This is a genomic window from Pseudomonas sp. FBCC-B545, from assembly GCF_059134095.1.
The window spans coordinates 1764848-1790622 of record NZ_CP101441.1; the positions used below are offsets into that span (position 1 = coordinate 1764848).

At 59.9% G+C, this 25775-nt stretch carries 28 protein-coding genes; 17 read left to right on the plus strand and 11 right to left on the minus strand.

All coding sequences use genetic code 11. From position 1 onward, the window contains the following. Window positions 1–83: 83 nt before the first annotated feature. Window positions 84–359 (minus strand): hypothetical protein, encoded by a 276-nt coding sequence (locus tag NMB39_RS08215; protein WP_043048952.1) that lies wholly within the window; start codon window positions 357–359, stop codon window positions 84–86. 154 nt (window positions 360–513) lie between these two features. Here NMB39_RS08215 and NMB39_RS08220 point away from each other — a divergent pair, with 154 nt between their 5' ends. Then, window positions 514–915: a hypothetical protein gene (locus NMB39_RS08220; protein ID WP_057011844.1), complete on the plus strand. Its 402-nt coding sequence runs from the start codon at window positions 514–516 to the stop codon at window positions 913–915. A gap of 39 nt (window positions 916–954) precedes the next feature. On the opposite strand, the gene NMB39_RS08225 is transcribed toward NMB39_RS08220, so the two are convergent. The 3 genes from NMB39_RS08225 to NMB39_RS08235 all read right to left on the minus strand — a co-directional run bounded on the left by NMB39_RS08225 (window position 955) and on the right by NMB39_RS08235 (window position 3000). Then, window positions 955–1824, minus strand: coding sequence for a DUF6279 family lipoprotein (locus NMB39_RS08225; protein WP_494339423.1), 870 nt, complete (start codon window positions 1822–1824; stop codon window positions 955–957). 66 nt (window positions 1825–1890) lie between these two features. Further along, window positions 1891–2613, minus strand: coding sequence for a TorF family putative porin (locus NMB39_RS08230; RefSeq protein WP_057023077.1), 723 nt, complete (start codon window positions 2611–2613; stop codon window positions 1891–1893). Between the two features lie 207 nt (window positions 2614–2820). Further along, window positions 2821–3000, minus strand: a complete 180-nt coding sequence (locus NMB39_RS08235) for a PFL_1563 family small protein (RefSeq protein WP_003193095.1) — start codon at window positions 2998–3000, stop codon at window positions 2821–2823. A gap of 322 nt (window positions 3001–3322) precedes the next feature. Between NMB39_RS08235 and NMB39_RS08240 the strand changes: the two genes are divergently transcribed. Continuing rightward, window positions 3323–4159 (plus strand): CvfB family protein, encoded by an 837-nt coding sequence (locus tag NMB39_RS08240; RefSeq protein WP_019820451.1) that lies wholly within the window; start codon window positions 3323–3325, stop codon window positions 4157–4159. Window positions 4160–4271: 112 nt separating this feature from the next. Beyond that, entirely contained in the window at window positions 4272–4670 is a 399-nt protein-coding gene (locus NMB39_RS08245) for a DUF2177 family protein (protein ID WP_043048946.1), read from the plus strand. On the opposite strand, the gene NMB39_RS08250 is transcribed toward NMB39_RS08245, so the two are convergent. Then, window positions 4572–5792, minus strand: coding sequence for an MFS transporter (locus NMB39_RS08250; RefSeq protein ID WP_367236057.1), 1221 nt, complete (start codon window positions 5790–5792; stop codon window positions 4572–4574). The genes NMB39_RS08245 and NMB39_RS08250 overlap by 99 nt on opposite strands. 104 nt (window positions 5793–5896) lie before the next feature. Between NMB39_RS08250 and ptrR the strand changes: the two genes are divergently transcribed. Together ptrR and NMB39_RS08260 are read left to right on the plus strand one after the other, a co-directional pair. Continuing rightward, complete coding sequence (gene ptrR, locus NMB39_RS08255; protein ID WP_494339422.1) at window positions 5897–6790, plus strand: putrescine utilization regulator PtrR; 894 nt, start codon at window positions 5897–5899, stop codon at window positions 6788–6790. 142 nt (window positions 6791–6932) lie between these two features. Beyond that, window positions 6933–7055, plus strand: a complete 123-nt coding sequence (locus NMB39_RS08260; RefSeq protein ID WP_003193089.1) for a PA1414 family protein — start codon at window positions 6933–6935, stop codon at window positions 7053–7055. Between the two features lie 96 nt (window positions 7056–7151). Here the strand turns inward: NMB39_RS08260 and NMB39_RS08265 are convergent, their stop codons facing one another. Beyond that, on the minus strand, window positions 7152–8534 hold the full coding sequence (locus tag NMB39_RS08265; RefSeq protein ID WP_494339421.1) for a sodium:solute symporter family protein: 1383 nt from the start codon (window positions 8532–8534) through the stop codon (window positions 7152–7154). Window positions 8535–8697: 163 nt separating this feature from the next. Further along, window positions 8698–9648, minus strand: coding sequence for an agmatinase (gene speB, locus NMB39_RS08270; RefSeq protein WP_021490873.1), 951 nt, complete (start codon window positions 9646–9648; stop codon window positions 8698–8700). Window positions 9649–9801: 153 nt separating this feature from the next. Between speB and NMB39_RS08275 the strand changes: the two genes are divergently transcribed. From NMB39_RS08275 to NMB39_RS08305, 7 genes are all read left to right on the plus strand, one after another. Continuing rightward, complete coding sequence (locus NMB39_RS08275; RefSeq protein WP_494339420.1) at window positions 9802–10695, plus strand: LysR family transcriptional regulator; 894 nt, start codon at window positions 9802–9804, stop codon at window positions 10693–10695. A gap of 6 nt (window positions 10696–10701) precedes the next feature. Continuing rightward, entirely contained in the window at window positions 10702–11307 is a 606-nt protein-coding gene (locus tag NMB39_RS08280) for a tRNA-uridine aminocarboxypropyltransferase (RefSeq protein ID WP_198718905.1), read from the plus strand. A 246-nt stretch (window positions 11308–11553) separates the two neighbouring features. Then, entirely contained in the window at window positions 11554–12456 is a 903-nt protein-coding gene (gene cysM, locus NMB39_RS08285) for a cysteine synthase CysM (RefSeq protein WP_005790197.1), read from the plus strand. Next, window positions 12456–13808, plus strand: coding sequence for a 23S rRNA (uracil(1939)-C(5))-methyltransferase RlmD (gene rlmD / locus NMB39_RS08290; protein ID WP_198718903.1), 1353 nt, complete (start codon window positions 12456–12458; stop codon window positions 13806–13808). The genes cysM and rlmD overlap by 1 nt, the downstream gene beginning before the upstream one ends. 123 nt (window positions 13809–13931) lie before the next feature. Continuing rightward, window positions 13932–16175: a GTP diphosphokinase gene (gene relA / locus NMB39_RS08295; protein WP_046071741.1), complete on the plus strand. Its 2244-nt coding sequence runs from the start codon at window positions 13932–13934 to the stop codon at window positions 16173–16175. Window positions 16176–16315: 140 nt separating this feature from the next. Next, a complete protein-coding gene (mazG, locus tag NMB39_RS08300) occupies window positions 16316–17149 on the plus strand; it encodes a nucleoside triphosphate pyrophosphohydrolase (protein ID WP_046071742.1) in 834 nt (277 codons plus the stop codon). A gap of 25 nt (window positions 17150–17174) precedes the next feature. Continuing rightward, window positions 17175–17720 (plus strand): DUF2058 domain-containing protein, encoded by a 546-nt coding sequence (locus NMB39_RS08305; RefSeq protein ID WP_014719402.1) that lies wholly within the window; start codon window positions 17175–17177, stop codon window positions 17718–17720. A 97-nt stretch (window positions 17721–17817) separates the two neighbouring features. Here the strand turns inward: NMB39_RS08305 and NMB39_RS08310 are convergent, their stop codons facing one another. The 4 genes from NMB39_RS08310 to purM form a co-directional block, all read right to left on the minus strand. Continuing rightward, window positions 17818–18006 (minus strand): hypothetical protein, encoded by a 189-nt coding sequence (locus NMB39_RS08310; RefSeq protein ID WP_043048934.1) that lies wholly within the window; start codon window positions 18004–18006, stop codon window positions 17818–17820. Between the two features lie 317 nt (window positions 18007–18323). Next, window positions 18324–19037 (minus strand): DUF3108 domain-containing protein, encoded by a 714-nt coding sequence (locus NMB39_RS08315; RefSeq protein WP_046071744.1) that lies wholly within the window; start codon window positions 19035–19037, stop codon window positions 18324–18326. 8 nt (window positions 19038–19045) lie between these two features. Continuing rightward, a complete protein-coding gene (purN, locus tag NMB39_RS08320; RefSeq protein WP_059397784.1) occupies window positions 19046–19696 on the minus strand; it encodes a phosphoribosylglycinamide formyltransferase in 651 nt (216 codons plus the stop codon). Further along, on the minus strand, window positions 19696–20754 hold the full coding sequence (gene purM / locus NMB39_RS08325; protein WP_005790182.1) for a phosphoribosylformylglycinamidine cyclo-ligase: 1059 nt from the start codon (window positions 20752–20754) through the stop codon (window positions 19696–19698). Before purM ends, purN begins: the two co-directional genes overlap by 1 nt. 353 nt (window positions 20755–21107) lie before the next feature. On the opposite strand from purM, the gene NMB39_RS08330 reads away from it, so the two are divergent. The 5 genes from NMB39_RS08330 (at window position 21108) to NMB39_RS08350 (ending at window position 25713) form a co-directional block, all read left to right on the plus strand. Continuing rightward, window positions 21108–22148 carry a DUF2066 domain-containing protein gene (locus tag NMB39_RS08330; RefSeq protein ID WP_046071746.1) on the plus strand — a complete coding sequence of 347 codons (1041 nt, stop codon included), beginning with the start codon at window positions 21108–21110 and terminating at the stop codon, window positions 22146–22148. A 59-nt stretch (window positions 22149–22207) separates the two neighbouring features. After that, window positions 22208–23281 (plus strand): AI-2E family transporter, encoded by a 1074-nt coding sequence (locus NMB39_RS08335; protein WP_043048930.1) that lies wholly within the window; start codon window positions 22208–22210, stop codon window positions 23279–23281. Window positions 23282–23485: 204 nt separating this feature from the next. Continuing rightward, complete coding sequence (gene hda / locus NMB39_RS08340) at window positions 23486–24190, plus strand: DnaA regulatory inactivator Hda (RefSeq protein WP_003193052.1); 705 nt, start codon at window positions 23486–23488, stop codon at window positions 24188–24190. Between the two features lie 209 nt (window positions 24191–24399). After that, window positions 24400–25029, plus strand: coding sequence for a C40 family peptidase (locus NMB39_RS08345; RefSeq protein WP_046071747.1), 630 nt, complete (start codon window positions 24400–24402; stop codon window positions 25027–25029). A gap of 144 nt (window positions 25030–25173) precedes the next feature. Beyond that, the gene (locus tag NMB39_RS08350) at window positions 25174–25713 is read left to right on the plus strand and encodes a C40 family peptidase (protein ID WP_494339419.1); all 540 of its coding nucleotides are present in this window, start codon (window positions 25174–25176) and stop codon (window positions 25711–25713) included. The last annotated feature ends 62 nt before the right edge of the window (window positions 25714–25775 follow it).

The window sequence follows — 25775 nt, forward strand, 5'->3', positions numbered from 1 at the left end:
ACAATGTCCGGTTTTTTTATGCCTCGATCGCTCCCACCCTCTGCGTGGGAATGCCGCCTGGGACGCGCTACGTCCCGCTTTACTCAGCTTTTGGCCTTGGCGGCAGCTTCTTTCAGTTCCTTGAGACGGGCATCAATCAACTGGCACTTGTCGGGAAACTCCGCGCTCTCAGTATCCAGATCCATTTTCTGCAACTCGTCATTCATCTCCTTGGCCTTGGTTGGGTTCTGCTCGGTGAGCTTGGTCACTTCCTTGGCCAGCTCTTCGCGCTTGGCCGTGGCCTCGTCGAGCGTACAAGCCCAAGCGGGCAGGGCGGCAAGCAACGTAGCGGCGATGGCCAGGTTTCTAAGGGTTTTCATGGTCGGACCTCCTTGGCGGTATAGGCAGTTGAGGCGGCGAACGTCTGGAAAGTTCAGAGAAATGACGCCCGTCTATCCGGGTGAACGGCCAGTGCCCGCACGTGTCACTACCTATGACGGGCTAATTTTCCATCGGCCTGCAGGAGGAATCAGGATGACGACTTACAACTGGGATCTGATCGAACGTCTGCTGCATGAAGTGCAGAACGGCGAGGGCAGCTTTGCCCCGCGTAAATACGCCGAGCAGGAAGCCGCTGATAAAGCGACGGCTGGCGAGGACACCGGGAATCTGGATGCGCTGAAAAAGACTGCTGCGGACTACGAGGCGCTGCTGTTCAAGCGCGGGTTCATTGAGTCGCGCCCCGAAGAAGAGGGCGGCAACGGTGAGAACTTCATCTTGACCCCACGGGGTGCAAGCCTGCTGGCGTTGATCGACAGTTCGATTCCTGGCAATGAGCATCCCCGGCACGTAATGGACGAGCAGGAGGACGCGCTGGATGAGGCGACCTTTGAGCGGGTCGCTTCCGAGGCTGCGATTGCCGGCGGCGCTATATAGTCCCTGAATCAAATGTGGGCGGGAGCCATGCTCCCATCCCTATTGATTTGCACCGGCCTTGAGGCATTTGAGGGCTTTGAAATCGCTCCGTACGCCGTCGATTTTTTGCTTCAGCTTCTGCCGCTGTTGCACCGTGCTCTCAGCCATCAGGTCCACGATCAGGCTGCGCGCTGCCGCTTCGGTCTGAGCATAGGCAGCACGGTATTCAGGCGTCCATAGGCTCTCCCTGTCCACCAGCAAACGTTGCATCTTCTGCGGAAAGTCGGCGTCGTGGCGGTGCTCGACGGCCTCGATAAACTGCGCCTGCCAATGGGCGCGGTTGCCGATCCACGCCTGGTTCTGTTCACCCAGGGCGATGGACCAGGCCGTTACGCGGTGTTGCTGGCTGGCGCTCAGCGGACCAATCCAGGCGTCCAGGCGCTTGCTCATACGCTTGGCGCGCTCCTTGATCTGCTGGGCCAGCGGTGGCTTGAGGTATTCGTCCTGGCGTTTGCGCAGATCCTTGGCAAGGGCGCCGCTCATGTCCTTGACCTGTTGATCATCCAGACCCTGCAGCAACTGCACGGCGGACGGGGTTACCTCCCGTGCGATCTCGGCAATCGCCTGCTTGGCTTCGACGGTTCGGGTTTGCAGCGCGGCGTCAGTGATTTGGTGGCTGTCGACCATTTGCTGCAGGCGGTCCAGCCAGTCCAGGTAACCCGGCAATTGTGTGGTGCAATGCCAGGCCAAGTGTTCCTTGAGGGTGTCGTTGAACCAGCTCTTTTGCCCGGCGTTCATGTCCAGGTAGTCGTTGAGGGTCCAAGGGATGATCACGTCGAGATTACGGTAAGCCAGGCCCACGCGATTGCACCCGGCGAGCACCAGGCTCATGGTCAGCAGTACCATCAGGAGTTTGAGCCGGCGCAACATGGGCGAGTCCTTGCACGGATGGGGTTGATGCATGTGAACCTGCGCGGGGTGCGACAGTTCAGCCCATCAATAAAACGGCCGGACAGCCTTCAAGGTCAACAGGCCGTCACATTGCGAATTGTGTCCGGAGTAGGCCGAGCAGTCACCGCCGCTGAGGCTGGAATCGCTGTAGATCAGGTCCAGGTCAATGCCTTTCCACGCCCGGGAAAATTGCACCGACCAATCGCTGAAACTGCTGATGGCGCCGTTTTCCACCGAGACCGGTGTGCCCAATTGGTGGGTGGTGTATTTCATGCTGACGCCGATACCGAAAGGCTGGGTGCCGCCGAGGTCGGCAAACAGGGTGCTGTCCTGGCGGTCGGGGTCGTTGCTGAAAGACACGCCAAAGCGGTTACCCAACAGATTCAGGCCGCCGTAGACCTCCTGGCTGTCGAGGGGGCTGACCTTGGGGTAGCTATAGTGAATCAAGCCCACTTCATAGCCCAGGGTCTGGTCGAAAGGGCGTTTGAAACCCAGGTAGGAGTCGACTTCTAGATTGTTGGCTGAGGAAAGGCCCATGTTCGGTGAAAACTGGCCGAAATACAGACCGCTGTCGTGGCTCAAGTCCAGGCCGCCGTGGAACGAGTCGCTACCAGGGGAGGTCGGCTTGACCAGGCCCTGGGCCATGCTCCGGCTGGGGGTGGTGCCCAATTTCAGGTCGAAGTCACCCAGTTCGCGCTGGAAAATCTGCGCTTCGGCCAATGGGCTGGCGACCAGGATACTGACCAGGAAAATGCAGCGTTTAAGCATGCTTCACTCCATGAAAAGCGAGGAGCAGTGACGGATGGGTTCGAGCAGATGCCCGTGCTAGACGTGTGCAAGGATACCGGCGAATGCCAGGTGTAGAGACCCGTTCGTCGATTAGCTTGATATTGGATGCGGTGCAGGGGTGTTTCAAACTCTAGTCCTAGCGCCTTGAGGGCAAGACGCTTAGGGACCAGATGCAGTGCGCAGGTATTACTTCTTGCCCAGGCTGATCTGCTTGGACGGGCCGAAAGTCTGGCCGCTCACGCCCTTGGCAATTTGCTGGATTTCGCCACCGGACTTGAGGAACGCAGCAATCTGGCTGTTGATCGATTCGCTGGTTTCAACGGCGGGAGCTGGCTTTGCTTTGCTGTTGGATGCTTTTACGCGCATGGCGGCCACTAACCTGTAGAAAATTAACTTGGCCAGGCATCGTACAGGAAATACTTGACAATTGCTTGGCAAATATCCCCGGGGAATAAGTGCCAGGTTTGGAAATAACTGCAGTTTGTCGATCAAATAAAGCGCTAACTTACTGTTTTAGCTCGAAACCACTGGGCGGGCCAGGGTTGATGACAGGGCAAAATTCAACCGATTGATCAGACGAGTGGAGCGATGCCAGTGGAACGCCATGCCAGCCCGTGATTTTTCAGGCCTGCGCGCGTGCAGGGCGCAACTCGGGTAGAATGCCGCCCACGCAATGAGGGTATTGGAAATGGCTTTAGTCGGGCGCTACAACAGCTTGCAAGTGGTCAAGCACACTAACTTCGGTTTGTACCTTGATGGTGCGCAAGATGGGGAAATCCTCTTGCCTAATCGGTATATCCCTAAAGATATTCCCAGTGAAGATGAAGACTGGCTTAACGTTTTCATTTATCTGGACAGCGATGACAAACTTATCGCCACCACCGAAAAACCCAAAGTTCAAGTCGGCGAATTTGCCAGTTTGAAAGTTGTGGAGGTCAACAGCATCGGTGTATTCCTCGATTGGGGTTTGCCAAAGGATCTGCTGCTGCCGTATTCGGAAGAAAAACGCCAATTGACCGCGGGTGAGTATTGCGTGGTGCACGTCTACCTCGACAAGCACACCAAGCGCATCACCGCCACCGCACGTCTTGACCGCTATCTGGACAAGACGCCAGCCAACTACCAGGTGGGCCAGGAAGTCGACCTGCTGGTGGCCGAAGCCACGGACATGGGCTTCAAGGCGATCATCAACAACAAGCACTGGGGCCTGATCCACAAGAACGAAGTGTTCAAGTTCCTGCGCCCGGGCAAGGAAGAAAAAGGTTTTATCAAGGAGATCCGCGCCGATGGCAACATCAGCCTGAGCCTGCAACCGGTCGGCCAGGAAGCGGCCTCCAGCCTGAACTCCAAGATCCTCGCCAAGTTGCGCGACAACAATGGCACGCTGCCGGTCAGCGATAAAAGCGATCCGGCCGTGATCAGCAATTTGTTCGGCGTAAGCAAGGGCAACTTCAAGAAGGCTATTGGTGCGCTCTACAAGCAGGGCCAGATTGTGATTCATGCCGATCGCATTGAACTAAGCTGAGTGTGCCTGGCTCTTTGTAGGAGCGAGCTTGCTCGCGAAAATATTCCAGGCGCAGCGTGGCGTCGGATGTACGTTTTTCGCGAGTAAGCTCGCTCCTGCAAAGGCTTGTGTCATGTCCAAGAGAACGCTCTTCGCCTACCTCGGCACCCTGCTCGCCTTTCTCATCCTTGACGGCCTATGGCTCGGCGTCCTGATGGGGCCCACCTACAAATCCCTGCTCGGCCCGCTGATGCTTGATCAGCCGCGTCTGTTGCCGGCGGTATTGTTCTATCTGCTGTATGTGCTCGGTTGTGTGGTGCTGGTGATCTTGCCCAGCGCAAGCTGGCAACGCGCTGCGCGTTTGGGCGCCCTGCTTGGCCTGGTGGCCTATGGCACTTATGACCTGAGCAACTGGGCCACGCTTGAAGGCTGGTCAGCCGGGCTGGCGGTGATGGACATGGCGTGGGGCACCTGCCTCACCGCGATGTGTTGCACCGTCGGCCATCTGTGTGCACATCGGCTGCGTCGGTAATCGACGGTTGATCAAGACTGAGCCCGCCAATAACAAACCGACACCGGCGATGACCAGCGCCGGTTGCAGGCCTCCACTGAGGTGGCTGCTCACCGACGCCAGCAGCGGCCCGCTCAGTTGACCGATGGCAAAGCTGGCGGTCAACAGTCCGGTGCTGCGTTGGTAGCCGTGGGGCGCGACTTCCCGCAAGCGTGCCATCACCAATTGCATGCAGGCCAGGAATGGCGCGCCGCACAGCAATACACCGAGCGCCAGGCCCCAACTATTGCCGAGCAGGCAGGCAAACACGCCTACTGCTTGCAGCCAAAAGGTCGCTATCAGCCAGTGGCGTGTGGTGTGCGGGGCCTTGCGGCGCAAGCTTGCCACCCCCACACCCAGCGCGGCCGCCAGGCCAAAGCAGGGCCAGAACAGATCGGCCTGCCAGGCGCCTTTGAACTGTGCGCTGGCCATCTGTGAGAGAAAGGTCGCCGGGATGATGTAGCCCAGGCCGAATAAAAAGTAGATCCAGCACAGGTGCGCGATGCTGCCGTTATTACCAGTGCTGTTGGCCTGTGCAGGTGCGAGGGTCGGCTTTGGTAAAAACGGCAGGATCGCCAACAGCATCAGCAACGCCACCACGCCGTAGATCAACCACAGCGTGGCAGAACTTTGCCCCGTCAGGTTCGAGCCCAGCGCCAGCAAACCTGTCAGTAAGATCCCCAGCCCAGGCCCTGCAAAGATCAACGCGCCCAGGCGTGGTCTTCCGGCGGCAATCGCCAGCGGTTGGCTCAAACTGGTGATCATCACCAACACCCAGGCGCTTGCCACGCCGGTGCCGAAGCGCAACAGCAAGTGTGGCCAGAACCCGTTGGCCCAGTACGACGCCAGGGTCAGCAATACGCAGAGCCATAGCCCGCCGTAGAGGCGCCCGCGTATATGCTGATGGCTGCGGGCAAAGATCGAGTCCACCGCGCCCACGAAGTAGCCCAAGTAGTTGGCCGCTGCGATCAGTCCGGCGCCGGTCAGGTCGATCTGACCTTCGCTGAGCAAATGTGGCATTTGTGGGGTAAGGGCGAAGCGGCCAATACCCATGGCCATCATCAGTGCGATGAAACTGGCGAGTAAACGAATCAGCGGTGACATGCTCAGGGTTCCTGCAAAAAAGCGAATGACTTGCAGGCTAAGACGGATTGACTTTCTGTAAAAATGAATAATAGTGAGTAACTTGTTCAGTTTTGGAGAAAGGTATGGAGTTCAGTCAATTGCGGATTTTCCAGGCCGTGGCCGAAGAGGGCTCCATTACCCGTGCGGCTGAGCGTCTGCACCGCGTGCCTTCGAATCTCTCGACCCGGCTCAAGCAGATGGAGGAACAGCTCGGCGTCGAGCTGTTCGTTCGCGAACGCCAGCGTTTGCAGCTTTCTCCTGCGGGCAAGGTGCTGTTGGACTACAGCACTCGGCTGCTGGCGCTGCATGACGAAGCCCACGGCGCCGTACAAGGCGGGCAACCGGCCGGTGACTTTGTGTTGGGCAGCATGTACAGCACCGCGGCAGTCCACTTGCCGAAACTGTTGGCGCGTTACCACAAGACTTATCCCATGGTGAACCTGCAAGTGCAGTCGGCGCCCAGCGGGGAATTGCTGGAAGGTTTGATCACTGGTCGTCTGGACGCTGCCTTTGTAGACGGTCCGCTGACGATCGCCAGCTTGGATGGTGTGCCGCTGTGCGAAGAGCGCCTGGTGCTGATTTGCGAGGCTGATCACCCGCCGGTGCGCGGCCCACAGGATGTGGCTGGCCGTTCGGTGTTCACTTTCCGACGCAGCTGCGCCTACCGTAACCGCCTGGAAACCTGGTTTTCCCACGATCGCGTCGCCATGGGGCGGGCGATCGAGATCGAGTCCTACCAAGGCATGCTCGCTTGCGTGATCGCCGGTTCCGGCGTGGCGTTGATGTCCGAATCCATGCTCGACAGCCTGCCAGGCAAGGACAGCGTGTCCGTTCATCCGCTGAGTGGGCCTTTTGCCACTGCAACCACCTGGCTGATGTGGCGAAAGGGTATGCTCGGATCTAACCTCAATGCATGGATCGACCTGCAGCAAGAGGGTAGGGCCGAGTTTTTGCCAGATACCCGTGCGATTGCTTGAACGATCCGTCAGGATTCGGATCAATCCAGTAATAGTTCGTTGTGGTTTCGTTCAAGCAATACCTAGGACTTAGGGCTACTATCACTGTAGGAAACGGCGACAGAACTCACGCCGACCAGCACTACCCTCAAAGGGGGCAACCATGAAAGAGAAAATCCAGAACTGGCTCCATGACCTTGGCGTTGCGCTGGGCTTGATCGAGCCACCGCTGCAACCGGTGCCGATCCGTACGGATGATGAGCAGCGTCGGCCACGTCGCCGCTAATTACTCGCTCTCGCACTTGTTTGTTCAAGGCGAAAAAAACGGGCGCGACCTCCGACGTCGCGCCCGCTGAAGAAACACGCTAAATCCTTTTATAGCTCAAACCGTCCGAGCCGCCACTGTATCCGGTCGGCGCGACACTAAGCTCACCAGCACAAAACTCACCAGCGCGACCGCCAGGCTGTAGTAAATCGGCGTGTTTGCGTCCAGCCCATCCTTGAACATAAACACCAACGCGGTCACAAAGCCCAGGGTCATGGACGTGATCGCCCCGGAGGTCGTCGCACGTCTCCAGAAGATCGCGCCAATCAATGGCACCAACATTCCGCCTACCAGCAGGTTATAGGCCAGGGTCAGGGCGCTGATCACATCGTTCACCACCAGGGCGATACCCAATACGGCAACTCCGGTCAGCAGGGTGAACAAGCGGTTGATGCGCAAGCTCGATTGCTTGCCACCGCGCAGCCGTGGCAGCAGGTCTTCGGTCAGTACGGTGGAGGCGGCGAGCAAGCCGGCGCTGGCGGTGGACATCATCGCGGCCAGTGCGGCGGCGATAACCAGGCCACGGATGCCATCCGGCAACGAAGCTTTGACGATGGCGGCGAAGGCATTGTTGACGTTGTCCAGGTCTGGTATCAGCACATGGGCGGCCATGCCGATCAGCGCGCAGGCCAGGCCGTAGAGGATGCAGTAGAAACCTGCGAACGTGCCGGCGTACTGGGCGACCTTTTCATCACGGGCAGTGAACACCCGCTGCCAGATATCCTGGCCGATCAGGATGCCGAAGAAGTAGATCATGAAGTAGGTGATGATCGTGTCCCAGCCAATGGCGGTGAAGCTGAAGTTCGACGCTGGCAGCTTGGCCACCAGTTCGTCCCAGCCGCCGACGCGGTACAGGCAGATCGGCAGCAGGATGAACATCAGGCCGACGGTCTTGATCACGAATTGCACGATATCGGTGAGGGTCAGCGACCACATGCCGCCGATGGTCGAATACACCACCACCACACCGCCGCCTACCAGTACCGACACCCAGAACGGCAGGTCGAACAGCACTTGCAGCACAGTGCCGATGGCCAGGATCGAAGTCACCCCGATCATCAGCGCGTAGGCCAGCATGATCACCGCACTGGCCTGGCGCGCCATGGGGTTGTAGCGTTTTTCCAGGACCTGGGTGACGGTGAATATCTTCAACTTCAACAGCGGCTTGGCCAGGAACAGGTTCAGCGCAATGATCCCCGCACCCAGCGCGGCGCACAGCCAGAAACCGGAGATGCCGTGCACATAGCCCAGGCGCACGGTGCCGACGGTGGATGCACCACCGAGAACTGTGGCGGCCATGGTACCCATGTACAGCAACGGGCCGAGGTTACGGCCGGCCACCAGGTAGTCTTCGTGGGTCTTGGCGCGGCGCATGCCGTAGTAGCCGAGCACGAGCATGCCGGCGGCGTAGAGGAGTACGACGAATAAATCCAAAGCCATGGCGGTGATTCTCCGATTATATTTTTTATGGTCGATCAGGCGGCAGCCGGCTCCGTAAACACGCGAGCAAAAGTCAGGTATATCGAGGAGGGGGCTCTACGACCCCCTTGGTTGTCAGTGTGTAAAGACGGTTCTTGTTATTTTCATACCTCGCGTGCGCTCATCAGCGATGCGCCACGCCAGGCAGTACGCAAAGCATCTCGTACAGCAGGTTGGCGCCGAGCAGCGAGGTGTTGCCGGTGGTGTCGTAGGGCGGCGAAACTTCTACCAGGTCGCAACCAATCAGGTCGAGGCCCTGGCAACCGCGGATGATCTCGATGGCCTGGATGGTGGTTAGCCCACCGATTTCCGGGGTGCCGGTGCCGGGCGCCCAGGCGGGGTCGATGCCGTCGATGTCGAAGCTCAGGTACACCGGGCCGCCGCCGACTTTCTCGCGTACTTCGGCCATCAACGGCGCGAGGGAGTGGTGCCAGCATTCTTCGGCCTGCACCACTCGAAAGCCCTGTTTGCGGCTCCAGTTGAAGTCTTCGGCGGTGTAGCCCTGGGCACGCAGGCCGATCTGCACCACGCGGTCGCAATCGAGCAAGCCTTCTTCCACGGCACGGCGGAAGGTGGTGCCGTGGGCGATTTTCTCGCCGAACATATGGTCGTTGACGTCGGCATGGGCGTCGATGTGCACCAGCCCGACCTTGCCGTGTTTCTTGTGGATCGCCCGCAGGATCGGCAGGGTGATGGTGTGGTCGCCGCCCAGGGTCAGGGGGATCACATCGTGCTCAAGGATTTCATCGTAGGCCTCTTCGATGATGCGCACGGCGTCGAGCAGGTTGAAGGTGTTGATCGCCACGTCGCCGATATCGGCCACCGACAGCGAGTCGAACGGTGCAGCGCCGGTGGCCATGTTGTACGGACGGATCATCACCGACTCGGCACGGATCTCCCGTGGGCCGAAACGCGTACCGGCGCGCAATGAGGTGCCGATATCCAGGGGCACGCCAATAAAGGCGGCGTCCAGGCCCTTGGCCGTTTGCAGGTGAGGAAGACGCATCATGGTGGCGATGCCGGCGAAGCGCGGCATTTCGTTGCCGCCCAGTGGTTGGTGGAAAATCTTGTCCACGGGATTGCCTCATCGTTGTTTTGTTTATTAGTGGCCGATTCTGCGAAAAGCCTGGCGTAGGAAGAATCGGCTGGGGCAAATACTTAGTTCAGATTTTTCTAAACTAATGCGCACAGGTAGACTTCCATTTTCCCTCCACGCCTGGAGCCGACCATGGCCAACGCCTTGCCCGACCTGAAACTGCTGCGCATCTTCGTCAGCGTCGTGCGCTATCAGGGTTTCGCCAATGCACAGCACGAACTCAACCTGTCTACATCGGCCATCAGCACCTATATGAGCCAGCTGGAATCAGCCTTGGGCCTGGTGCTGTGCCATCGTGGTCGTGGTGGTTTCAGCCTGACCAGCAAGGGCGAGCTGTTTCATCAGGAAACCCTGCGCCTGCTGGGCGAACTGGAAGGCTTCGAACAATACGCCGCGGCGTTGAAAGGCGAGCTGCGCGGTACCCTCAAGCTCGGCGTGCTCGACTCCACCGTCAGCGACAAGGCCTTGCCCTTCGCCGAGGTGATCGGCGCCTACAGCCTGGAGCACCCGGCAGTGCACCTGCACCTGTCGGTGATGAGCCCCTATGAACTGCAACTGGGTGTACAGGACAACCGCCTGGACCTGGCCATCGGCGCGTTTTCCAATCGCATGAGCGGGCTGATCTACATGCCGCTGTACCGCGAACAGCACTGGCTGTATTGCAGCACCCGGCATCCGCTGTTCAATGAGCGGCGTATCCCTGAACAAGTGATCACCCAGCAGCGCATGGTCGGCCGTGGCTATTGGAGCCAGGCCGAGCTGGCGCGTCACGGCTTCAAGCACAGTGCCGCGACGGTGGAAAGTATGGAGGCTCAACTGATCCTGGTGCTGTCCGGCGCGTACATCGGCTACCTGCCCGAGCACTATGCCCAGGCGTGGGCCGACAAGGGCGACCTGCGTGTATTGCTGCCCGCCACGTTTGGCTACCAGGCACCGTTTTCGATGATCATGCGCCGTGGTCGCAGCCGTGAACCGCTGATCCAGACTTTCCGCGACTTGCTCAAGACCCAGCTCAACCAGGCCTGAAAACACATGTCCAGACCCCAATGCCCGCGCTGCCTGCGGCCGACCACTCACTGCCTCTGTGCGCTGATCCCCCACCTCGACAGCCGTACCCGCGTGTTGCTGCTGCAGCATCCGAGCGAGGTCAACCATGCGCTCAATACCGCACGGTTGGCGGCGTTGGGCTTGAATAATGCGCAGTTGCTGGTGGGCGAGGTGTTTGATGACCTGGCGACGTTATTGAGTGCGCCTGGGTATCAGGCGCGGCTGTTGTTTCCTGCCGATGATGCCCAGCCGTTGCAAGCCTATGCGCCCGATGACCAGCCGCTGTTGCTGGTGGTGCCCGATGGCACCTGGCGCAAGGCGCGCAAACTGCTGCATCTCAACCCGTTGCTGGCGGCGTTGCCGCGGGTGACATTGGCCAACGGCGGCGTCTCCCGGTATCGCTTGCGCAAGGCGCCGGGGCCTGGGGCCTTGTCGACGCTCGAAGCCATCGTGCAAGCGCTGCAGGTACTGGAGGCGCCGGTATCGTTCGAGCCGCTGCTCAAACCCTTTGAAGCGCTGATCGAAGGGCAGATTGCGGCGATGGGGGAAGAGGTTTTCTGGAGAAATCATTGCGGCGGACGGCAGGAGTAGCAGGTTCATCGAGGTGCGGCCATCGGGAGCAAGTCGAATCGTCGCACCGCCCCTCCCACATTCGACCGCATTCTCATGATGGAATGCGATCAACTGTGGGAGGGGGCTTGCTCCCGATGGCGTCCGAACAGTCGCCACTTTATTCGCTTATTCCTATAAGCCATAAGCACCACACTTTGCGTGATATGGCCCGCCGGCCTTTCCCGGTATGATGTTCGCCCCCGCAGTCTGGATTGCGAATACGCCATGACCTTGCAGTACCCAACAATCGCCGATTGCGTCGGCAATACGCCCCTGGTCCGCTTGCAACGCATGGCGGGTGAAACCAGCAATACCCTGTTGCTCAAGCTTGAAGGGAACAACCCGGCCGGCTCGGTCAAGGACCGCCCGGCGTTGTCGATGATCGCCCGCGCCGAGTTGCGTGGGCAGATCAAGCCCGGCGACACCCTGATTGAAGCCACCTCCGGTAACACCGGGATCGCCCTGGCCATGGCCGCCGCGATCAAAGGCTACAAGATGGTGCTGATCATGCCCGACAACGGCAGTGCCGAGCGCAAGGCAGCGATGACCGCCTATGGCGCCCAGCTTATTCTGGTGAGCCAGGAAGAAGGCATGGAAGGCGCCCGTGACCTCGCTGAGCGCATGGCCGCCGAAGGCCGTGGCGTGGTGCTGGATCAGTTCGCCAACGGTGACAACCCCGAGGCGCACTACACCAGCACCGGTCCGGAAATCTGGCGCCAGACCCAGGGCACCATCACTCACTTCGTCAGCTCCATGGGCACCACCGGTACCATCATGGGCAACTCGCGCTACCTCAAGGAGCAGAACCCGGCGATCCAGATCGTTGGCCTGCAACCGATGGAAGGCGCGGCCATCCCGGGCATCCGCCGCTGGCCCGAAGAATATTTGCCGAAGATCTACAACGCCACGCGGGTGGACCGCATTATCGACATGGCCCAGCGTGAAGCCGAAGACACCACACGCAGGCTGGCCCGTGAAGAGGGCATCTTCTGTGGCGTGTCCTCCGGTGGCGCCGTGGCCGGTATGTTGCGCTTGTCCAAAGAGGTGGAAAACGCGGTGATCGTCGCGATCATCTGTGACCGAGGCGACCGCTACCTGTCGACCGGCATTTTCGACGAACCCAACTGATGGCCAAGCACGAGAGAGGCCTGCGCTTCCAGCCGACGGGCGGCAGCCGGGCCCCACAGATTCCCGTAGGCAAGAAGCAGCGCCTGACCATCGAGCGCCTCGCTAATGATGGCCGTGGCATTGTGTTTTTCGAAGGCCGCACCTGGTTTGTCAATGGTGCGCTGGCCGGCGAAGAGGTGGAGGCGCGGGTGTTGGGTGCCCACGGCAAAGTGGTCGAGGCGCGTACCGAACGGGTATTCAAGCCCAGCGAATTGCGTCGCCCGGCACCCTGCGCCCACGTGGGTCGTTGTGGTGGCTGCAGCGTGCAGCACCTGTCCCATGATCAACAACTTGCCCTGAAACAGCGCATGCTCGCAGAGCAATTGTCGCGGGTGGCCGGTGTCGAACCGCAAGAATGGGCGCCGCCATTGAGCGGGCCGGAGTTCGGTTATCGGCGTCGCGCCCGTGTGGCGGTGCGTTGGGACGCCAAGGCAAAGCAACTCGAAGTGGGTTTTCGCGCCGTGGCCAGCCAAGACATCGTCGCCATCGATGAGTGCCCGGTGCTGGTACAGGCCTTGCAACCGATCATGCAGCGTCTGCCGAACATGCTGCGTCGTTTGAGCAAGCCGCAGGCGCTGGGGCATGTGGAATTGTTCAGTGGTTCGTCGATCGCCGTGCTGCTGCGGCATATGGCGCCGCTGTCCGAGGCTGACATGCTGGTGCTGAAAGAATTCTGCAGCTTTCATGACGCCCAATTGTGGCTGCAGGGTGAAGGGCAACCGGAACCCGTCGAACCCGACCGGGCCCTGGGTTTCCGACTGGACGCCTGGGATCTGGAGCTGGCTTACCGGCCTGGAGACTTCGTGCAAGTCAACGCCGGGGTCAACCAGGCGATGGTTGCCCAGGCCCTGGAATGGCTGGCGCCACAGTCCGACGAACGGGTGCTCGATCTGTTTTGCGGCCTGGGCAACTTTGCCTTGCCATTGGCTCGCCAAGCACGCGAGGTGGTGGCGGTGGAGGGCGTGCAGGCCATGGTGGACCGCGCCGCACTCAACGCTGCAAGCAACAATGTGCATAACGCACAGTTTTATCAGGCGGATTTGTCCCAGCCTTTGACGGACGCGGAATGGGCCAAACAGGGCTTTTCTGCGGTACTCTTGGACCCACCCCGCGATGGAGCCCTGGAGGTTGTGCGCAAGCTCGCCACCCTGGGGGCCAAGCGCCTGGTGTATGTGTCCTGCAACCCGGCCACGCTGGCGCGGGACACGGTTGAGTTAGTCAAGCAAGGCTACCGGCTAAAGCGTGCCGGGATCCTCGACATGTTTCCGCAGACCGCGCATGTCGAGGCCATGGCGTTATTTGAAGCGGGCTAGGATGCCCGTTTAATCCGACTGGCCTGCATTCTCCAAGGCCCTGATCCGCCAGGGAGTTTGCTGCAAAAGGTCAGCGATGATTCATTGGCGCACTGAAGGTGCGTCGTAGGGAAGGTAAGCAAGATGGTACAGGTGAGAGCACACCAGCCGATCAACACCGACGGCAGTATCAATCTCGAGGCATGGCTGGATCATGCCGTCAGTGTCGACCCGGCACTGGACCGTGAAGCCTTGAAGGCAGCCTGCGAGTTCGCTCGTGAGTCTGAGCAGCAAGACAATGCGGCCAAGAACCTGTGGGCCGAAGGCACTTCAAGCTTTCGCACCGGGTTGGAAATCGCCGAGATCCTGGCCGATCTCAAGCTGGACCAGGATTCGCTGATTGCCGCCGTGCTCTATCGCGGCGTGCGTGAAGGGCATATTCCGTTGGCAACCGTTGGCCAGCGTTTCGGCGCGGTGGTGGCCAAGCTGATTGACGGCGTGTTGCGCATGGCGGCCATCAGTGCCAGCCTCAGCCCGCGCCAATCGATGGTGCTGGGCACCCAGGGCCAGGTGGAAAACCTGCGCAAGATGCTGGTGGCGATGGTCGACGACGTGCGCGTCGCCCTGATCAAGCTGGCCGAGCGTACCTGCGCGATCCGTGCGGTAAAGACTGCTGACGACGAGAAGCGCAACCGCGTTGCCCGTGAAGTCTTCGATATCTATGCACCGCTGGCCCACCGCCTGGGTATCGGCCATATCAAGTGGGAGCTGGAGGACCTGTCCTTCCGCTACCTGGAACCCGACCAATACAAACAGATTGCCACGCTGCTGCACGAGCGGCGTCTGGACCGCGAACGCTTTATCAGCGACGTGATGGGCCAGCTGCGTTCCGAGTTGCAGGCCACCGGCGTGGATGCCGACATCAGCGGCCGCGCCAAGCACATTTATTCAATCTGGCGCAAAATGCAGCGCAAGGGCCTGGCTTTCAGCCAGATCTACGACGTGCGTGCCGTGCGCGTGCTGGTGCCAGAGATGCGCGATTGCTACACCGCGCTGGGTATCGTCCACACCCTGTGGCGGCATATCCCCAAGGAATTCGACGACTACATCGCCAACCCCAAGGAAAACGGCTATCGCTCGCTGCACACCGCGGTGATCGGCCCCGAGGGCAAGGTGCTGGAAGTGCAGATCCGTACCCACGCCATGCACGAAGAGGCCGAGCTGGGCGTGTGCGCGCACTGGCGCTACAAGGGCACCGACGTCAAGGCCGGGTCCAACCAATACGAAGAGAAAATCTCCTGGCTGCGCCAGGTGCTGGAATGGCACGAAGAACTTGGCGACATCGGCGGCCTGGCCGATCAACTGCGCGTGGATATCGAGCCGGACCGGGTCTATATCTTTACCCCTGACGGCCATGCCATCGACTTGCCCAAGGGCGCCACGCCGCTGGACTTCGCCTACCGCGTGCACACCGAAATCGGCCATAACTGCCGCGGCGCCAAGATCAACGGGCGCATCGTACCGCTCAACTACAGCCTGCAAACCGGTGAACAGGTCGAGATCATCACCAGCAAGCACGGCACGCCGAGCCGCGACTGGCTGAACCCGAACCTGGGCTACATCACCACCTCGCGGGCGCGGGCGAAAATCGTCCACTGGTTCAAGCTGCAGGCACGCGACCAGAACGTCGCTGCCGGCAAGACCCTGCTCGAACGCGAGCTGGCGCGCCTGGGCCTGCCCCAGGTGGACTTCGACAAGCTGGCCGAAAAAGCCAACATGAAGATCGCCGAAGACATGTTCGCCGCCCTCGGTGCCGGCGACCTGCGCCTGGCGCAACTGGTCAACCTGGCCCAGCAACTGGTCGAGCCGGAGCGCGGCAACGAACAGCTGGAACTCATCCCACGCAAGGCCACCGGCTACAAGCCGGGCAAGCGTGGCGATATCCAGATCCAGGGCGTGGGCAACCTGATGACGCAAATGGCCGGTTGCTGCCAGCCGCTGCCGGGCGACGCCATCGTCGGCTACATCACCCAGGGCCGTGGCGTGAGCATTCACCGCCAGGATTGCGCCTCGGTGCTGCAACTGGGCGGGCGCGAGCCGGAGCGGATCATCCAGGTCAGTTGGGGCCCGGTGCCGGTGCTCACCTACCCGGTGGACATCATCATTCGTGCCTACGACCGTTCCGGTTTGCTGCGGGACGTCTCGCAAGTGTTGCTTAACGAGCGGATCAACGTGCTGGCGGTCAATACCCGTTCGAACAAAGAGGACAACACGGCGTTGATGTCCCTGACCATCGAGATTCCTGGGTTGGATGCGCTGGGACGGTTGCTGGGGAGGATTTCCCAGTTGCCGAACATCATCGAGACGCGGCGCAACCGCACCCCATGAGTAACTGGGTGAACGCCGTTTGAAGTGTGGGAGGGGGCTTGCTCCCGATAGCTGCCTATCAGTTGATACATCTGGTGACTGAAACACCGCTATCGGGAGCAAGCCCCCTCCCACATTGGATCTTCAGTGGAAAGAGATTGATGTATTCACTAGATGACCTGCTGCACCTGATGAACCGCCTGCGGGACCCGCAATACGGCTGCCCGTGGGACATCAAGCAAACCTACGCCACCATCGTGCCGCACACCCTGGAAGAGGCCTACGAGGTGGCTGACGCCATTGAACGCGGCGACTTCGACCATCTGCAAGGTGAGCTGGGCGACCTGCTGTTCCAGGTGGTGTATTACAGCCAGTTGGCGCGTGAAGAAGGGCGCTTCGAATTTGCCGGGGTGATCGACAGCATCACGCGCAAGCTGATCCGGCGCCATCCTCACGTGTTCCCAACCGGCGACCTGTATGCGCCGCTGGATATCCCGCAATTGAGCGAAGAGCAGGTCAAGGAACGCTGGGAGCAGATCAAGGCCGAGGAACGCGCGGAAAAATCCGACGCTCCGGAGCAGCTTTCCCTGCTCGATGATGTGCCAACCGCCTTGCCGTCGTTGTCCCGGGCCGCCAAGTTGCAAAAACGCGCCAGCCAGGTCGGTTTCGACTGGCCGGACGCCTTGCCGGTGGTGGATAACGTGCGCGAAGAGCTGGCCGAAGTGCTGCAAGCCATGGCCGATAATGATCCGCAGGCCATTGCCGATGAAGTCGGTGATCTGCTGTTTGCCGCGGTCAACCTGGCTCGTCACCTCAAGGTCGACCCGGAAACTGCGTTGCGCGGCGCCAATGCCAAGTTCGAGCGACGTTTCCGTTTTATCGAACAGGCATTGCGCGATACGCACCAACCCATAGAAGATTGCACCCTCGAAGCGTTGGACGCCCTGTGGGGCGAAGCAAAACGCCAGGAAAAGAATGTGTCCAGCTGCGGTTGAGCAGTTGCCTAAGTGAGTAAGCACCATGAGCCTTTCCCTTCGCGACCAGTTGCTCAAAGCAGGTCTGGTCAATCAAAAGCAGGCCAAGCAGGTCGGCAAAGAGAAACAGAAGCAGCAGCGCCTGGTCCACAAGGGCCAGGCCGAAGTCGACGACACCCAGGCACGCCTGGCCGCCGAGGCCCACGCCGAGAAGGTCAAGCGTGACCAGGAGCTGAACCGTCAGCAACAGGAAAAAGCCGAGGCCAAGGCCCGTACTGCGCAGGTCAAGCAACTGATCGAGACCTCGCGCCTGCCCAAGCTGACCACCGAGGACTACTACAACTTCGTGGATGACAAGAAGGTCAAGCGCCTGTCGGTCAACACGCTGATGCGCAACAAGCTGAGCAACGGCTCCCTGGCTATCGTGCACCACGGTGGCGGCTACGAGGTGATCCCACGGGAGGCGGCGTTGAAGATCCAGGAGCGCGCGCCTGAGCGTATCGTGCAGCTCAATATCCTGACTGAAAGCCAGGTGCCGGATGAGGATGATCCGTACGCCGCCTACCAGATCCCGGATGATCTGATGTGGTAAACCTTTAGATATGAAAAACCCCGCTCGAAAAGGCGGGGTTTTTGTTTGCAGGCACTCCAGCTGCGTGGGGCTGGGGTGGCTGTCGGATGTCAGGGTTTCAGGAGCTTTGTGCCTGGCGTTGCAGTTCAAGAGTTTCAAGCTCGTTTTTATAATTATGAGCGTCGCTCTCGTTGTGAAACATGCCGACCAGCAAATCTTGTTGGTGTACATCCCAGATGTGAATCCCATGGCCCAGTGCTTCGTGGGACATATGTGCATCGTCGCGTTCAGTTACTTTTACAGTCATCTGCGTGCTCCAATCTCTGGTTGATCTGCGGCAAGTCGTCGCAGGCCTTTGTTATATGTTTTGTTAGCTTGCTAAGTAAACGACTTTTGCGCGCAACAATTCTTTGCAGGAAACGCAACAATCCTGCAGGCCGCGTAAACCGTGACATTCGGTCGCAGGCTCATGAGTTTTATGACAAAAGTTTCATGTTCGAGCCTGCCAGTGAGCCTCAAATGTGGGAGGGGGCTTGCCCCCGATAGCGTCAGAAGCTTCACAGCAAAATTTCCAGGCAAAAAAAGCCCCGCATTCAGCGAGGCTCTTTTCCAGCACATCAGCAATCAGCTGCCCTTGACGGCCTGGCCATCAACAGTGCCATCCTGCAGCATGATGTTGTATTCCTTGCCATCGGTCTCAACCTGACGCAGGGCTACCAGGATGCCGCCCTGGTCTTTGGCAAACCACATCTGGGTAATGCGCTTGCTCTGCGACGGGTCACGCACGCGCTCGACCTTGATCGCATCGATCGAGCCTACCTTGGTCTGGACTTTTTCCGGGCCAATCACGCGGAAGTCGTAGGTGTCGGTATCAGTGCCTTCAACCACACGGTAGCTCATGCTTTTCTTGCCGGCGGCCACGTCGCGCTGCAGGGCGAGCTGGTAGGTGGACTTGTCGAGCATGCCACTTTCGAGGGTGACATTGACCGGGTCTTTGTTTTCAAAACCGGTGACTTTCTTGGCGCTCTGGTCGAAATCCAGGTTGACCTTCTTCGCCTTACCAAGCCCGCCACGCTCGAAGCTGTAGCTCTTGGGCTGCAGAGTGTCCTTGTCGAACAGGATCACGCTGGTTTCGGTCAGGCTGGCAATCATCATCGAGGCCTTGAAGTTCAAGGTCCAGGTGCCGTCGCCATTCTTGACCAGACTGCGTTCAGCCGAACCACTCATGGGCAGCTGTTTCCAGTCGGCGGTGTAGCTGACGGAGAACGGGTGAAGGTCTGCCGCTTGTACGGCAGGCAAAGCGAACAGCGCAAAAGCGAAGAGCAGGGCGCGACGCATAAAATCTCCTAGGTTCGAATCAAGTGGCCGCTGGCCGCGAGTAACTGACCGTCCAATAATGCACCTTGGTCACCGAGAATCAACCGCCCCTCGGCAAACCAGCGAACAGCCAGCGGGTAAATCCTGTGTTCCTGGGTATGAACCCGTTGCGCAAGGGTCTGCGCTGAGTCGCCTGACTCTACCGGAACCACTGCCTGTACGACCAGAGGCCCGCCATCGAGTTCCTCGGTGACAAAGTGCACGCTGCAGCCATGCTCGCTGTCGCCAGCCTCAAGGGCGCGCTGATGGGTGTGCATGCCTTTGTACTTGGGCAGCAGGGAAGGGTGGATATTGAGCAGGCGTCCTTCGTAATGCCGCACGAAATCAGCGCTGAGGATGCGCATGAAGCCGGCCAGCACCACCAGTTTTGGCTCAAAGGCGTCAATCAGTTCGATCAAGGCGCGGTCGAAGGCTTCGCGACCATCGAACGCCTTGTGATCCAGGGAGCGGGTATCGATACCCGCGTCCCTGGCGCGTTGCAGGCCGTAGGCGTCGCTGCGGTTGGAAATCACCGCAGCGATGCGCACCGGGCTGTCGCCGGTACGCGTGCTGTCGATCAGGGCCTGCAAGTTACTGCCGGTGCCGGACAGCAGCACCACGACATCACAGGTCGAAGGCATCAGTGAGCCTTGAGGTTCTTCAGTTCAACCTGGGCTGCGCCTTCTGGAGCAGTGGCGATCTGGCCGATGACCCAAGGTTGCTCGCCGGCTTCACGCAACACGTTCAGCGCGGTTTCAACGTGCTCTTGCGCCACGCAGATGACCATGCCCACGCCGCAGTTCAGCACGCGGTGCATCTCGGTTTCGTTGACGTTGCCTTTTTCCTGCAGCCAATCGAAGACCGCCGGGCGCTGCCAGCTGGCCACGTCGACAATCGCCTGGGCGCCTTTTGGCAATACGCGCGGGATGTTGTCCAGCAGGCCGCCGCCGGTGATGTGGGCCATGGCCTTGACTGCGCCAGTGTCCTTGATCAGCTTGAGCAGCGGCTTGACGTAGATGCGGGTCGGGGCCATCAGCAGGTCGGTCAGTGGCTTGCCGTCGAGCTGGATGTTCTCGATGTCGGCGCCAGACACTTCGATGATCTTGCGGATCAGCGAGTAGCCGTTGGAGTGCGGGCCGGACGATGGCAGGGCGAGCAGGGCGTCGCCGGCCGCCACCTTGGAGCCGTCGATGATCTCGGCCTTTTCCACGACGCCGACGCAGAAGCCGGCCAGGTCGTAGTCTTCGCCTTCGTACATGCCTGGCATTTCAGCGGTTTCGCCGCCGACCAGGGAGCAACCCGACAGTTCGCAGCCGGCGCCGATGCCGGTCACGACCTGGGTCGCGGTCTCGACATTGAGCTTGCCTGTGGCGTAGTAGTCGAGGAAGAACAACGGCTCGGCGCCGCACACCACCAGGTCGTTGACGCACATGGCAACCAGGTCGATGCCGATGCTGTCGTGCTTGTTCAGGTTCAGCGCCAGGCGCAACTTGGTGCCCACGCCGTCGGTGCCGGACACCAGTACAGGCTGCTTGTAGCCGGCCGGGATTTCGCAGAGGGCGCCAAAACCGCCCAGGCCGCCCATGACTTCGGGGCGCGCAGTGCGCTTGGCGACGCTCTTGATGCGTTCGACCAATGCTTCACCGGCGTCGATGTCTACACCGGCGTCCTTGTAGCTCAGGGAGGGTTGCTTGCTCATGATCCAGGCCTTTAGGGGGGATTTCTGGGTAACGACCGAGCGGGCAGGCGCTTTTGGTAAAAGGCCCAGCCGTTGACGGTCTGCGAAGGCGCGCGATTTTATCAGGCTTGAGGGGCAGCGGCCATCCTCGGGCCGACGGGCAGGGCCATATAGGTAGAAAACCGCTGAAAAAATCCTGATCGGCTCTGCCTGGGTGGCTGTTAAGGTATAGCCTTGGATCCGCAATCGTTATGACAGCACCAAAACTTATCGAGGCCCCTGTGAATGTTTTGCTGGCTGGCGTGGTCACAGCCTGGCTAAACCGGTTTCACACGGTCTGTTCCAGCCGCTAATTTGTCGTTCGGGAATCTTCCATGCGTCTGTGTAAATTCTTCTTTGTAGGCTGCTTGTCGTTGGTCAGCCTGGCGAGCCATGCCGAAACCCTCAATGGCCTCTATCAAGTACTCGAGCCCGTCAGCAGCCAGTCGCCCCAAGAGCGCGACCAGGCCACCCAGCGTGCCGTGCAGACCCTGGTGATCCGCCTGACCGGCGACGCCAAGGCCGCTGACGGCCCTGGGCTGGCGGCGATCCGCAAGGACCCGCAACAAATCATCAGTCAGTACGGCTACGACGCAGGCCCACCGGAAAGCCTGCAAGTGGACTTCGACCCGGTCAGCACTGATCGCGCCTTGCGTGACGCGGGCCTGTCGATCTGGGGCAGCAATCGGCCGTCGATCCTCGGTTGGTGGCTGAACGATTCCACCGAAGGCAGCAGCCTGGTCGGCGATGGCCAGGCGGTTGCCCAGGCGCTGCGCCGGGCCGCGCAACACCGTGGCTTGCCGCTGCGTCTGCCACTGGGCGATCTGGATGAGCAGGTGGTTGCCACTGCGCCAAACCTCGAAAGTGCCGACGCCACACCCTTGCGCGCAGCCTCCGAGCGCTACGGTGCCGATGCTTTGCTCGCTGTGCACGCGCGCCAGGAAGGCAATCAGTGGCAAGCCAAATGGCGCCTGTGGCTGGGCGACAAGGCCGAGCAGGGCACTGCCCAGGGCGCTGACACTGCCGCACTGGCCGATGCTGTATTGCTGGCGGTCAGCCAAACGCTGGCGCCGCGCTTTGCGGTCAAGCCGGGGGTGAGCAGCGAGCAACTGCTTGAGGTGCAAGGCATGAACCTGGAGCGCTACGCCGCACTGGGCCGCTTGCTGGAGCCCTTTGGTGGTCAACCGCAATTAGTGGACGGCAATCGCATCGTGTATCGCGTCAATGGCAGCGCCGAGCAGCTGCGTACTCAATTGAGCCTTGCCAAGTTGCAGGAAATTCCCGCAGGTGAAGTCCCGGTTCAACAACCGCTGGTGGATGGCACGCAACCGGCGGCTGCACCTGAGCCCCAGGCGCAACTGCGTTTTCGTTGGTAAATGATGTTCCTCCTTCTATATAGAAGGAGGGCGTAGATAGATAACAGATGGAGTGGTTTATGGCGGATACGCGTCGTTGGGTGTGGCTTGGCGGGATTGTCCTGCTGTGCGGTTTTGTGTTCTTGCTGCATTCGATCCTGACGCCGTTTCTGGTGGCGCTGCTGCTCGCGTATCTGTTCGATCCCGTGGTGGATCGCCTGGAAAAAGCCGGTATGTCGCGCACCTGGGGTGTGGTCACGGTGTTTGCGCTGTTCACGCTGATTATCACGGCGCTGGTGCTGATACTGGTGCCGATGTTGGCCAAGCAGCTGTTTCGCCTCTATGAACTGGCGCCGCAGATGCTCGACTGGTTGCAGCACACGGCAATGCCGTGGGCGCAGTCCAAGTTTGGGCTGGCGGATGGTTTCTGGAAGTTCGACAAGGTCAAGGCGGCCATCAGCGAACATATGGACAAGACCACCGACATCGTCAGCGTGGTGCTCAGCCAGGCGACCGCTTCAAGCCTGGCGTTGATCGGCTGGTTGACCAACCTGGTGTTGATCCCGGTGGTGGCTTTCTACCTGCTGCGGGACTGGGACATCATGATGGCCAAGATCCGCAGCCTGCTGCCCCGTGACCGTGAAGAACGCATCGTCTCGCTGGCGGGCGAATGCCATGAGGTGCTCGGTGCATTTGTCCGCGGCCAATTGCTGGTGATGTTGGCCTTGGGGGTTATCTACGCTGCCGGTCTGATGGCGATCGGCCTGGAGCTGGGGCTGTTGATCGGACTGATCGCGGGCCTGGCGGCTATCGTGCCGTACATGGGCTTTGTGATTGGCATCGGTGCGGCGCTGGTGGCGGGCTTGTTCCAGTTTGGCGGCGACCTTTACCCGATGCTGGGGATTGTCGCGGTATTCATGGTCGGCCAGGCCTTGGAAGGCATGGTGCTGACGCCGCTGCTGGTGGGTGATCGGATTGGCCTGCACCCGGTAGCGGTGATCTTTGCGATCCTGGCCGGTGGCGAGTTGTTCGGCTTTACCGGCATCCTGCTCGCGCTGCCGGTGGCGGCGGTGATCATGGTGCTGGTACGGCATGTACACGACTTGTATAAGGATTCGGACGTGTACACGGGCATTGATGAGCCTGATTTGTAATCGTGATGTCACAAACCCGGCTCAGGCCGGGTTTGTCGTTTATGACGGCGGGTGCGTCAAACAATCCGCGTGAATTCACCAGGTTAACGCAAACCTTTGATTTTGCTTGTGGTCTGCTGCATTGTGCGCCCGGCGTCACGGGTATAAACTTTGCAAACTTTACATAGAGGCCACTAACGGTTCGATGGGAGCCGTTCAGTCAGCATGAAACCGATTCAGCTGCCCCTAGGTGTGCGTCTGCGTGATGACGCTACCTTTATCAACTACTACCCAGGCGCCAATGCCGCTGCACTCGGCTATGTCGAGCGGCTCTGCGAAGCCGACGCCGGGTGGACTGAAAGCCTGATCTACCTGTGGGGCAAGCATGGCGTGGGGCGTACCCACCTGCTGCAGGCCGCATGCCTGCGTTTCGAGCAGATGGGGGAGCCGGCGGTGTACTTGCCCCTGGCTGAGTTGATGGATCGCGGCATCGGCATCTTCGACAACCTTGAGCAGTACGAGCTGGTGTGTCTCGACGACTTGCAGGCAGTGGCTGGCAAAGCGGAATGGGAAGAAGCGCTGTTTCATCTGTTCAACCGCCTGCGCGACAGCGGCCGGCGCCTGCTGATCGCCGCATCGACTTCACCGCGCGAGCTGCCGGTGAAGCTGGCTGACCTCAAGTCTCGCCTGACCCTGGCGCTGATCTTCCAAATGCGCCCGTTGTCCGATGAGGACAAGTTACGTGCCCTGCAACTGCGTGCGTCCCGTCGCGGCCTGCACCTGACCGACGAAGTCGGGCACTTCATCCTTACCCGTGGCACCCGCAGCATGAGCGCGTTGTTCGATTTGCTCGAACAGCTCGACCAGGCGTCGTTGCAGGCGCAAAGGAAATTGACGATCCCTTTCCTGAAAGAAACCTTGGGTTGGTAAGTGGTTGATTTGCCATGGTTCGGCACTTTTCAGGCGCCAGAAAACCTGCGCTTGAGCCCAGCAGGCCACGCAGTAGCAGCGATAAATGGAATTACGGCTTAGATGTCATGGTCGAAATCAGAAGTCACATAGATCACGATTGAATTTGCAAATCGATGTGATAGAGGGCATAGTCTCGGCTTCTTTACACATCAGCCACGGTCGTGCCCATGCTAAATCGCTTCGCACCCCTCGTGCCTCTCGCACTCGTTACCCTGTTGTTTGGTTGCGCCTCCCACCCTCAGCAGGTGGTAGAGCAGCAGAAGCCACAACCACAGACTCAACAAAAATTCGTCGCCGCACAGTCTTCCACTGTTTATGAGGAAGAGTTGGCCACTGAAAAGGAACTGGCCGATTTCTCCGGCAGCAAGCCTTACCAGCTGCCTTTGCTGGCCGACAGTATCCTTGAGCGCGGCAAGTCCCTGATCGGTACACGTTACCGTTTTGGCGGTACCTCTGAAGCTGGTTTCGACTGCAGCGGCTTCATCGGCTACCTGTTTCGTGAAGAAGCCGGCATGAATCTGCCTCGCTCGACGCGCGAAATGATCAACGTGGATGCACCGTTGGTCGCACGCAACAACCTCAAGCCGGGCGATCTGCTTTTCTTTAGTACCAGTGGTCGTGGGCGTGTCAGCCACGCCGGTATCTACTTGGGCGATAACCAGTTTATTCACTCCAGCAGCCGCCGCAGTGGTGGTGTCCGGGTCGATAACCTGGGTGACAGCTACTGGAGCAAAACCTTCATCGAAGCCAAGCGCGCACTAGCAATGGCCCCGACTACGGTTACCGCTAGTAAGTAAAGTTAAAGTGATACTTGAAGTTTGACGTGTAAGCGCTAGAATCCCTGGACATTGTTGTCATCCGTTCGCGCGAGCTTTGCTTGCGCGTTCTGGTTTTCAACGTTCGGCAGCGAAAGCCGCATCCAGACCAGGATTGTTCTGCACATGTCGACCTCGGCCCGCCTGATTCTTATTGTTTGCGTCGCGCTGCTCAGCGCCTGCGCGAGCCGCCCACCGCCGCCCGCGCCTGTAGCGGTCAAGCCCAAGCCGGTGTTCAACTACGCCACCCAAAATTTCTCGCCTGCTGCCGAAGATGTGCTCTTCCGCGCCTTGGGCCTGGTTGGCACGCCCTACCGCTGGGGCGGCAACACGCCGGACTCGGGCTTTGATTGCAGCGGCCTGATTGGCTTTGTATTCCGCGACGCCGCCGGTATCTCCCTGCCGCGCACTACCCGCGAATTGATCGTGATGCGTGCCCAGGACGTCAGCGAGCAGAACCTGCAAACCGGTGATCTGCTGTTCTTCGCCACAGGTGGTGGTTCGCGGGTCAGCCATGCAGGGATTTATGTCGGGGAAGGGCGCTTTGTGCATGCGCCGCAAACCGGCGGTACGGTGAAGCTCGATACGCTATCCAAAGCGTATTGGCAGAATGCCTATCTGAGCGCAAAGCGAGTGCTGCCCGGGAATCTGGCACGCAACCCTTAAGTCGTACATAGATCCAAATGTGGGAGGGGGCTTGCTCCCGATAGCGGTGTAACCGTCAGCAC

What these genes read in the sequence shown, in the direction of transcription:
- NMB39_RS08215 (WP_043048952.1), bottom strand. Translation starts at nt 359, where the DNA reads ATGAAAACCCTTAGAAACCTGGCCATCGCCGCTACGTTGCTTGCCGCC.
- rlmD (WP_198718903.1), top strand. Translation starts at nt 12,456, where the DNA reads ATGGCCAAGCACGAGAGAGGCCTGCGCTTCCAGCCGACGGGCGGCAGC.
- hda (WP_003193052.1), top strand. Translation starts at nt 23,486, where the DNA reads ATGAAACCGATTCAGCTGCCCCTAGGTGTGCGTCTGCGTGATGACGCT.
- NMB39_RS08305 (WP_014719402.1), top strand. Translation starts at nt 17,175, where the DNA reads ATGAGCCTTTCCCTTCGCGACCAGTTGCTCAAAGCAGGTCTGGTCAAT.
- NMB39_RS08345 (WP_046071747.1), top strand. Translation starts at nt 24,400, where the DNA reads ATGCTAAATCGCTTCGCACCCCTCGTGCCTCTCGCACTCGTTACCCTG.
- NMB39_RS08275 (WP_494339420.1), top strand. Translation starts at nt 9,802, where the DNA reads ATGGCCAACGCCTTGCCCGACCTGAAACTGCTGCGCATCTTCGTCAGC.
- NMB39_RS08220 (WP_057011844.1), top strand. Translation starts at nt 514, where the DNA reads ATGACGACTTACAACTGGGATCTGATCGAACGTCTGCTGCATGAAGTG.
- purM (WP_005790182.1), bottom strand. Translation starts at nt 20,754, where the DNA reads ATGAGCAAGCAACCCTCCCTGAGCTACAAGGACGCCGGTGTAGACATC.
- NMB39_RS08335 (WP_043048930.1), top strand. Translation starts at nt 22,208, where the DNA reads ATGGCGGATACGCGTCGTTGGGTGTGGCTTGGCGGGATTGTCCTGCTG.
- NMB39_RS08315 (WP_046071744.1), bottom strand. Translation starts at nt 19,037, where the DNA reads ATGCGTCGCGCCCTGCTCTTCGCTTTTGCGCTGTTCGCTTTGCCTGCC.
- NMB39_RS08250 (WP_367236057.1), bottom strand. Translation starts at nt 5,792, where the DNA reads ATGTCACCGCTGATTCGTTTACTCGCCAGTTTCATCGCACTGATGATG.
- NMB39_RS08265 (WP_494339421.1), bottom strand. Translation starts at nt 8,534, where the DNA reads ATGGCTTTGGATTTATTCGTCGTACTCCTCTACGCCGCCGGCATGCTC.
- NMB39_RS08230 (WP_057023077.1), bottom strand. Translation starts at nt 2,613, where the DNA reads ATGCTTAAACGCTGCATTTTCCTGGTCAGTATCCTGGTCGCCAGCCCA.
- NMB39_RS08350 (WP_494339419.1), top strand. Translation starts at nt 25,174, where the DNA reads ATGTCGACCTCGGCCCGCCTGATTCTTATTGTTTGCGTCGCGCTGCTC.
- NMB39_RS08330 (WP_046071746.1), top strand. Translation starts at nt 21,108, where the DNA reads ATGCGTCTGTGTAAATTCTTCTTTGTAGGCTGCTTGTCGTTGGTCAGC.
- ptrR (WP_494339422.1), top strand. Translation starts at nt 5,897, where the DNA reads ATGGAGTTCAGTCAATTGCGGATTTTCCAGGCCGTGGCCGAAGAGGGC.
- NMB39_RS08235 (WP_003193095.1), bottom strand. Translation starts at nt 3,000, where the DNA reads ATGCGCGTAAAAGCATCCAACAGCAAAGCAAAGCCAGCTCCCGCCGTT.
- cysM (WP_005790197.1), top strand. Translation starts at nt 11,554, where the DNA reads ATGACCTTGCAGTACCCAACAATCGCCGATTGCGTCGGCAATACGCCC.
- NMB39_RS08260 (WP_003193089.1), top strand. Translation starts at nt 6,933, where the DNA reads ATGAAAGAGAAAATCCAGAACTGGCTCCATGACCTTGGCGTTGCGCTG.
- NMB39_RS08245 (WP_043048946.1), top strand. Translation starts at nt 4,272, where the DNA reads ATGTCCAAGAGAACGCTCTTCGCCTACCTCGGCACCCTGCTCGCCTTT.
- NMB39_RS08310 (WP_043048934.1), bottom strand. Translation starts at nt 18,006, where the DNA reads ATGACTGTAAAAGTAACTGAACGCGACGATGCACATATGTCCCACGAA.
- NMB39_RS08240 (WP_019820451.1), top strand. Translation starts at nt 3,323, where the DNA reads ATGGCTTTAGTCGGGCGCTACAACAGCTTGCAAGTGGTCAAGCACACT.
- mazG (WP_046071742.1), top strand. Translation starts at nt 16,316, where the DNA reads ATGTATTCACTAGATGACCTGCTGCACCTGATGAACCGCCTGCGGGAC.
- NMB39_RS08280 (WP_198718905.1), top strand. Translation starts at nt 10,702, where the DNA reads ATGTCCAGACCCCAATGCCCGCGCTGCCTGCGGCCGACCACTCACTGC.
- relA (WP_046071741.1), top strand. Translation starts at nt 13,932, where the DNA reads ATGGTACAGGTGAGAGCACACCAGCCGATCAACACCGACGGCAGTATC.
- NMB39_RS08225 (WP_494339423.1), bottom strand. Translation starts at nt 1,824, where the DNA reads ATGTTGCGCCGGCTCAAACTCCTGATGGTACTGCTGACCATGAGCCTG.
- purN (WP_059397784.1), bottom strand. Translation starts at nt 19,696, where the DNA reads ATGCCTTCGACCTGTGATGTCGTGGTGCTGCTGTCCGGCACCGGCAGT.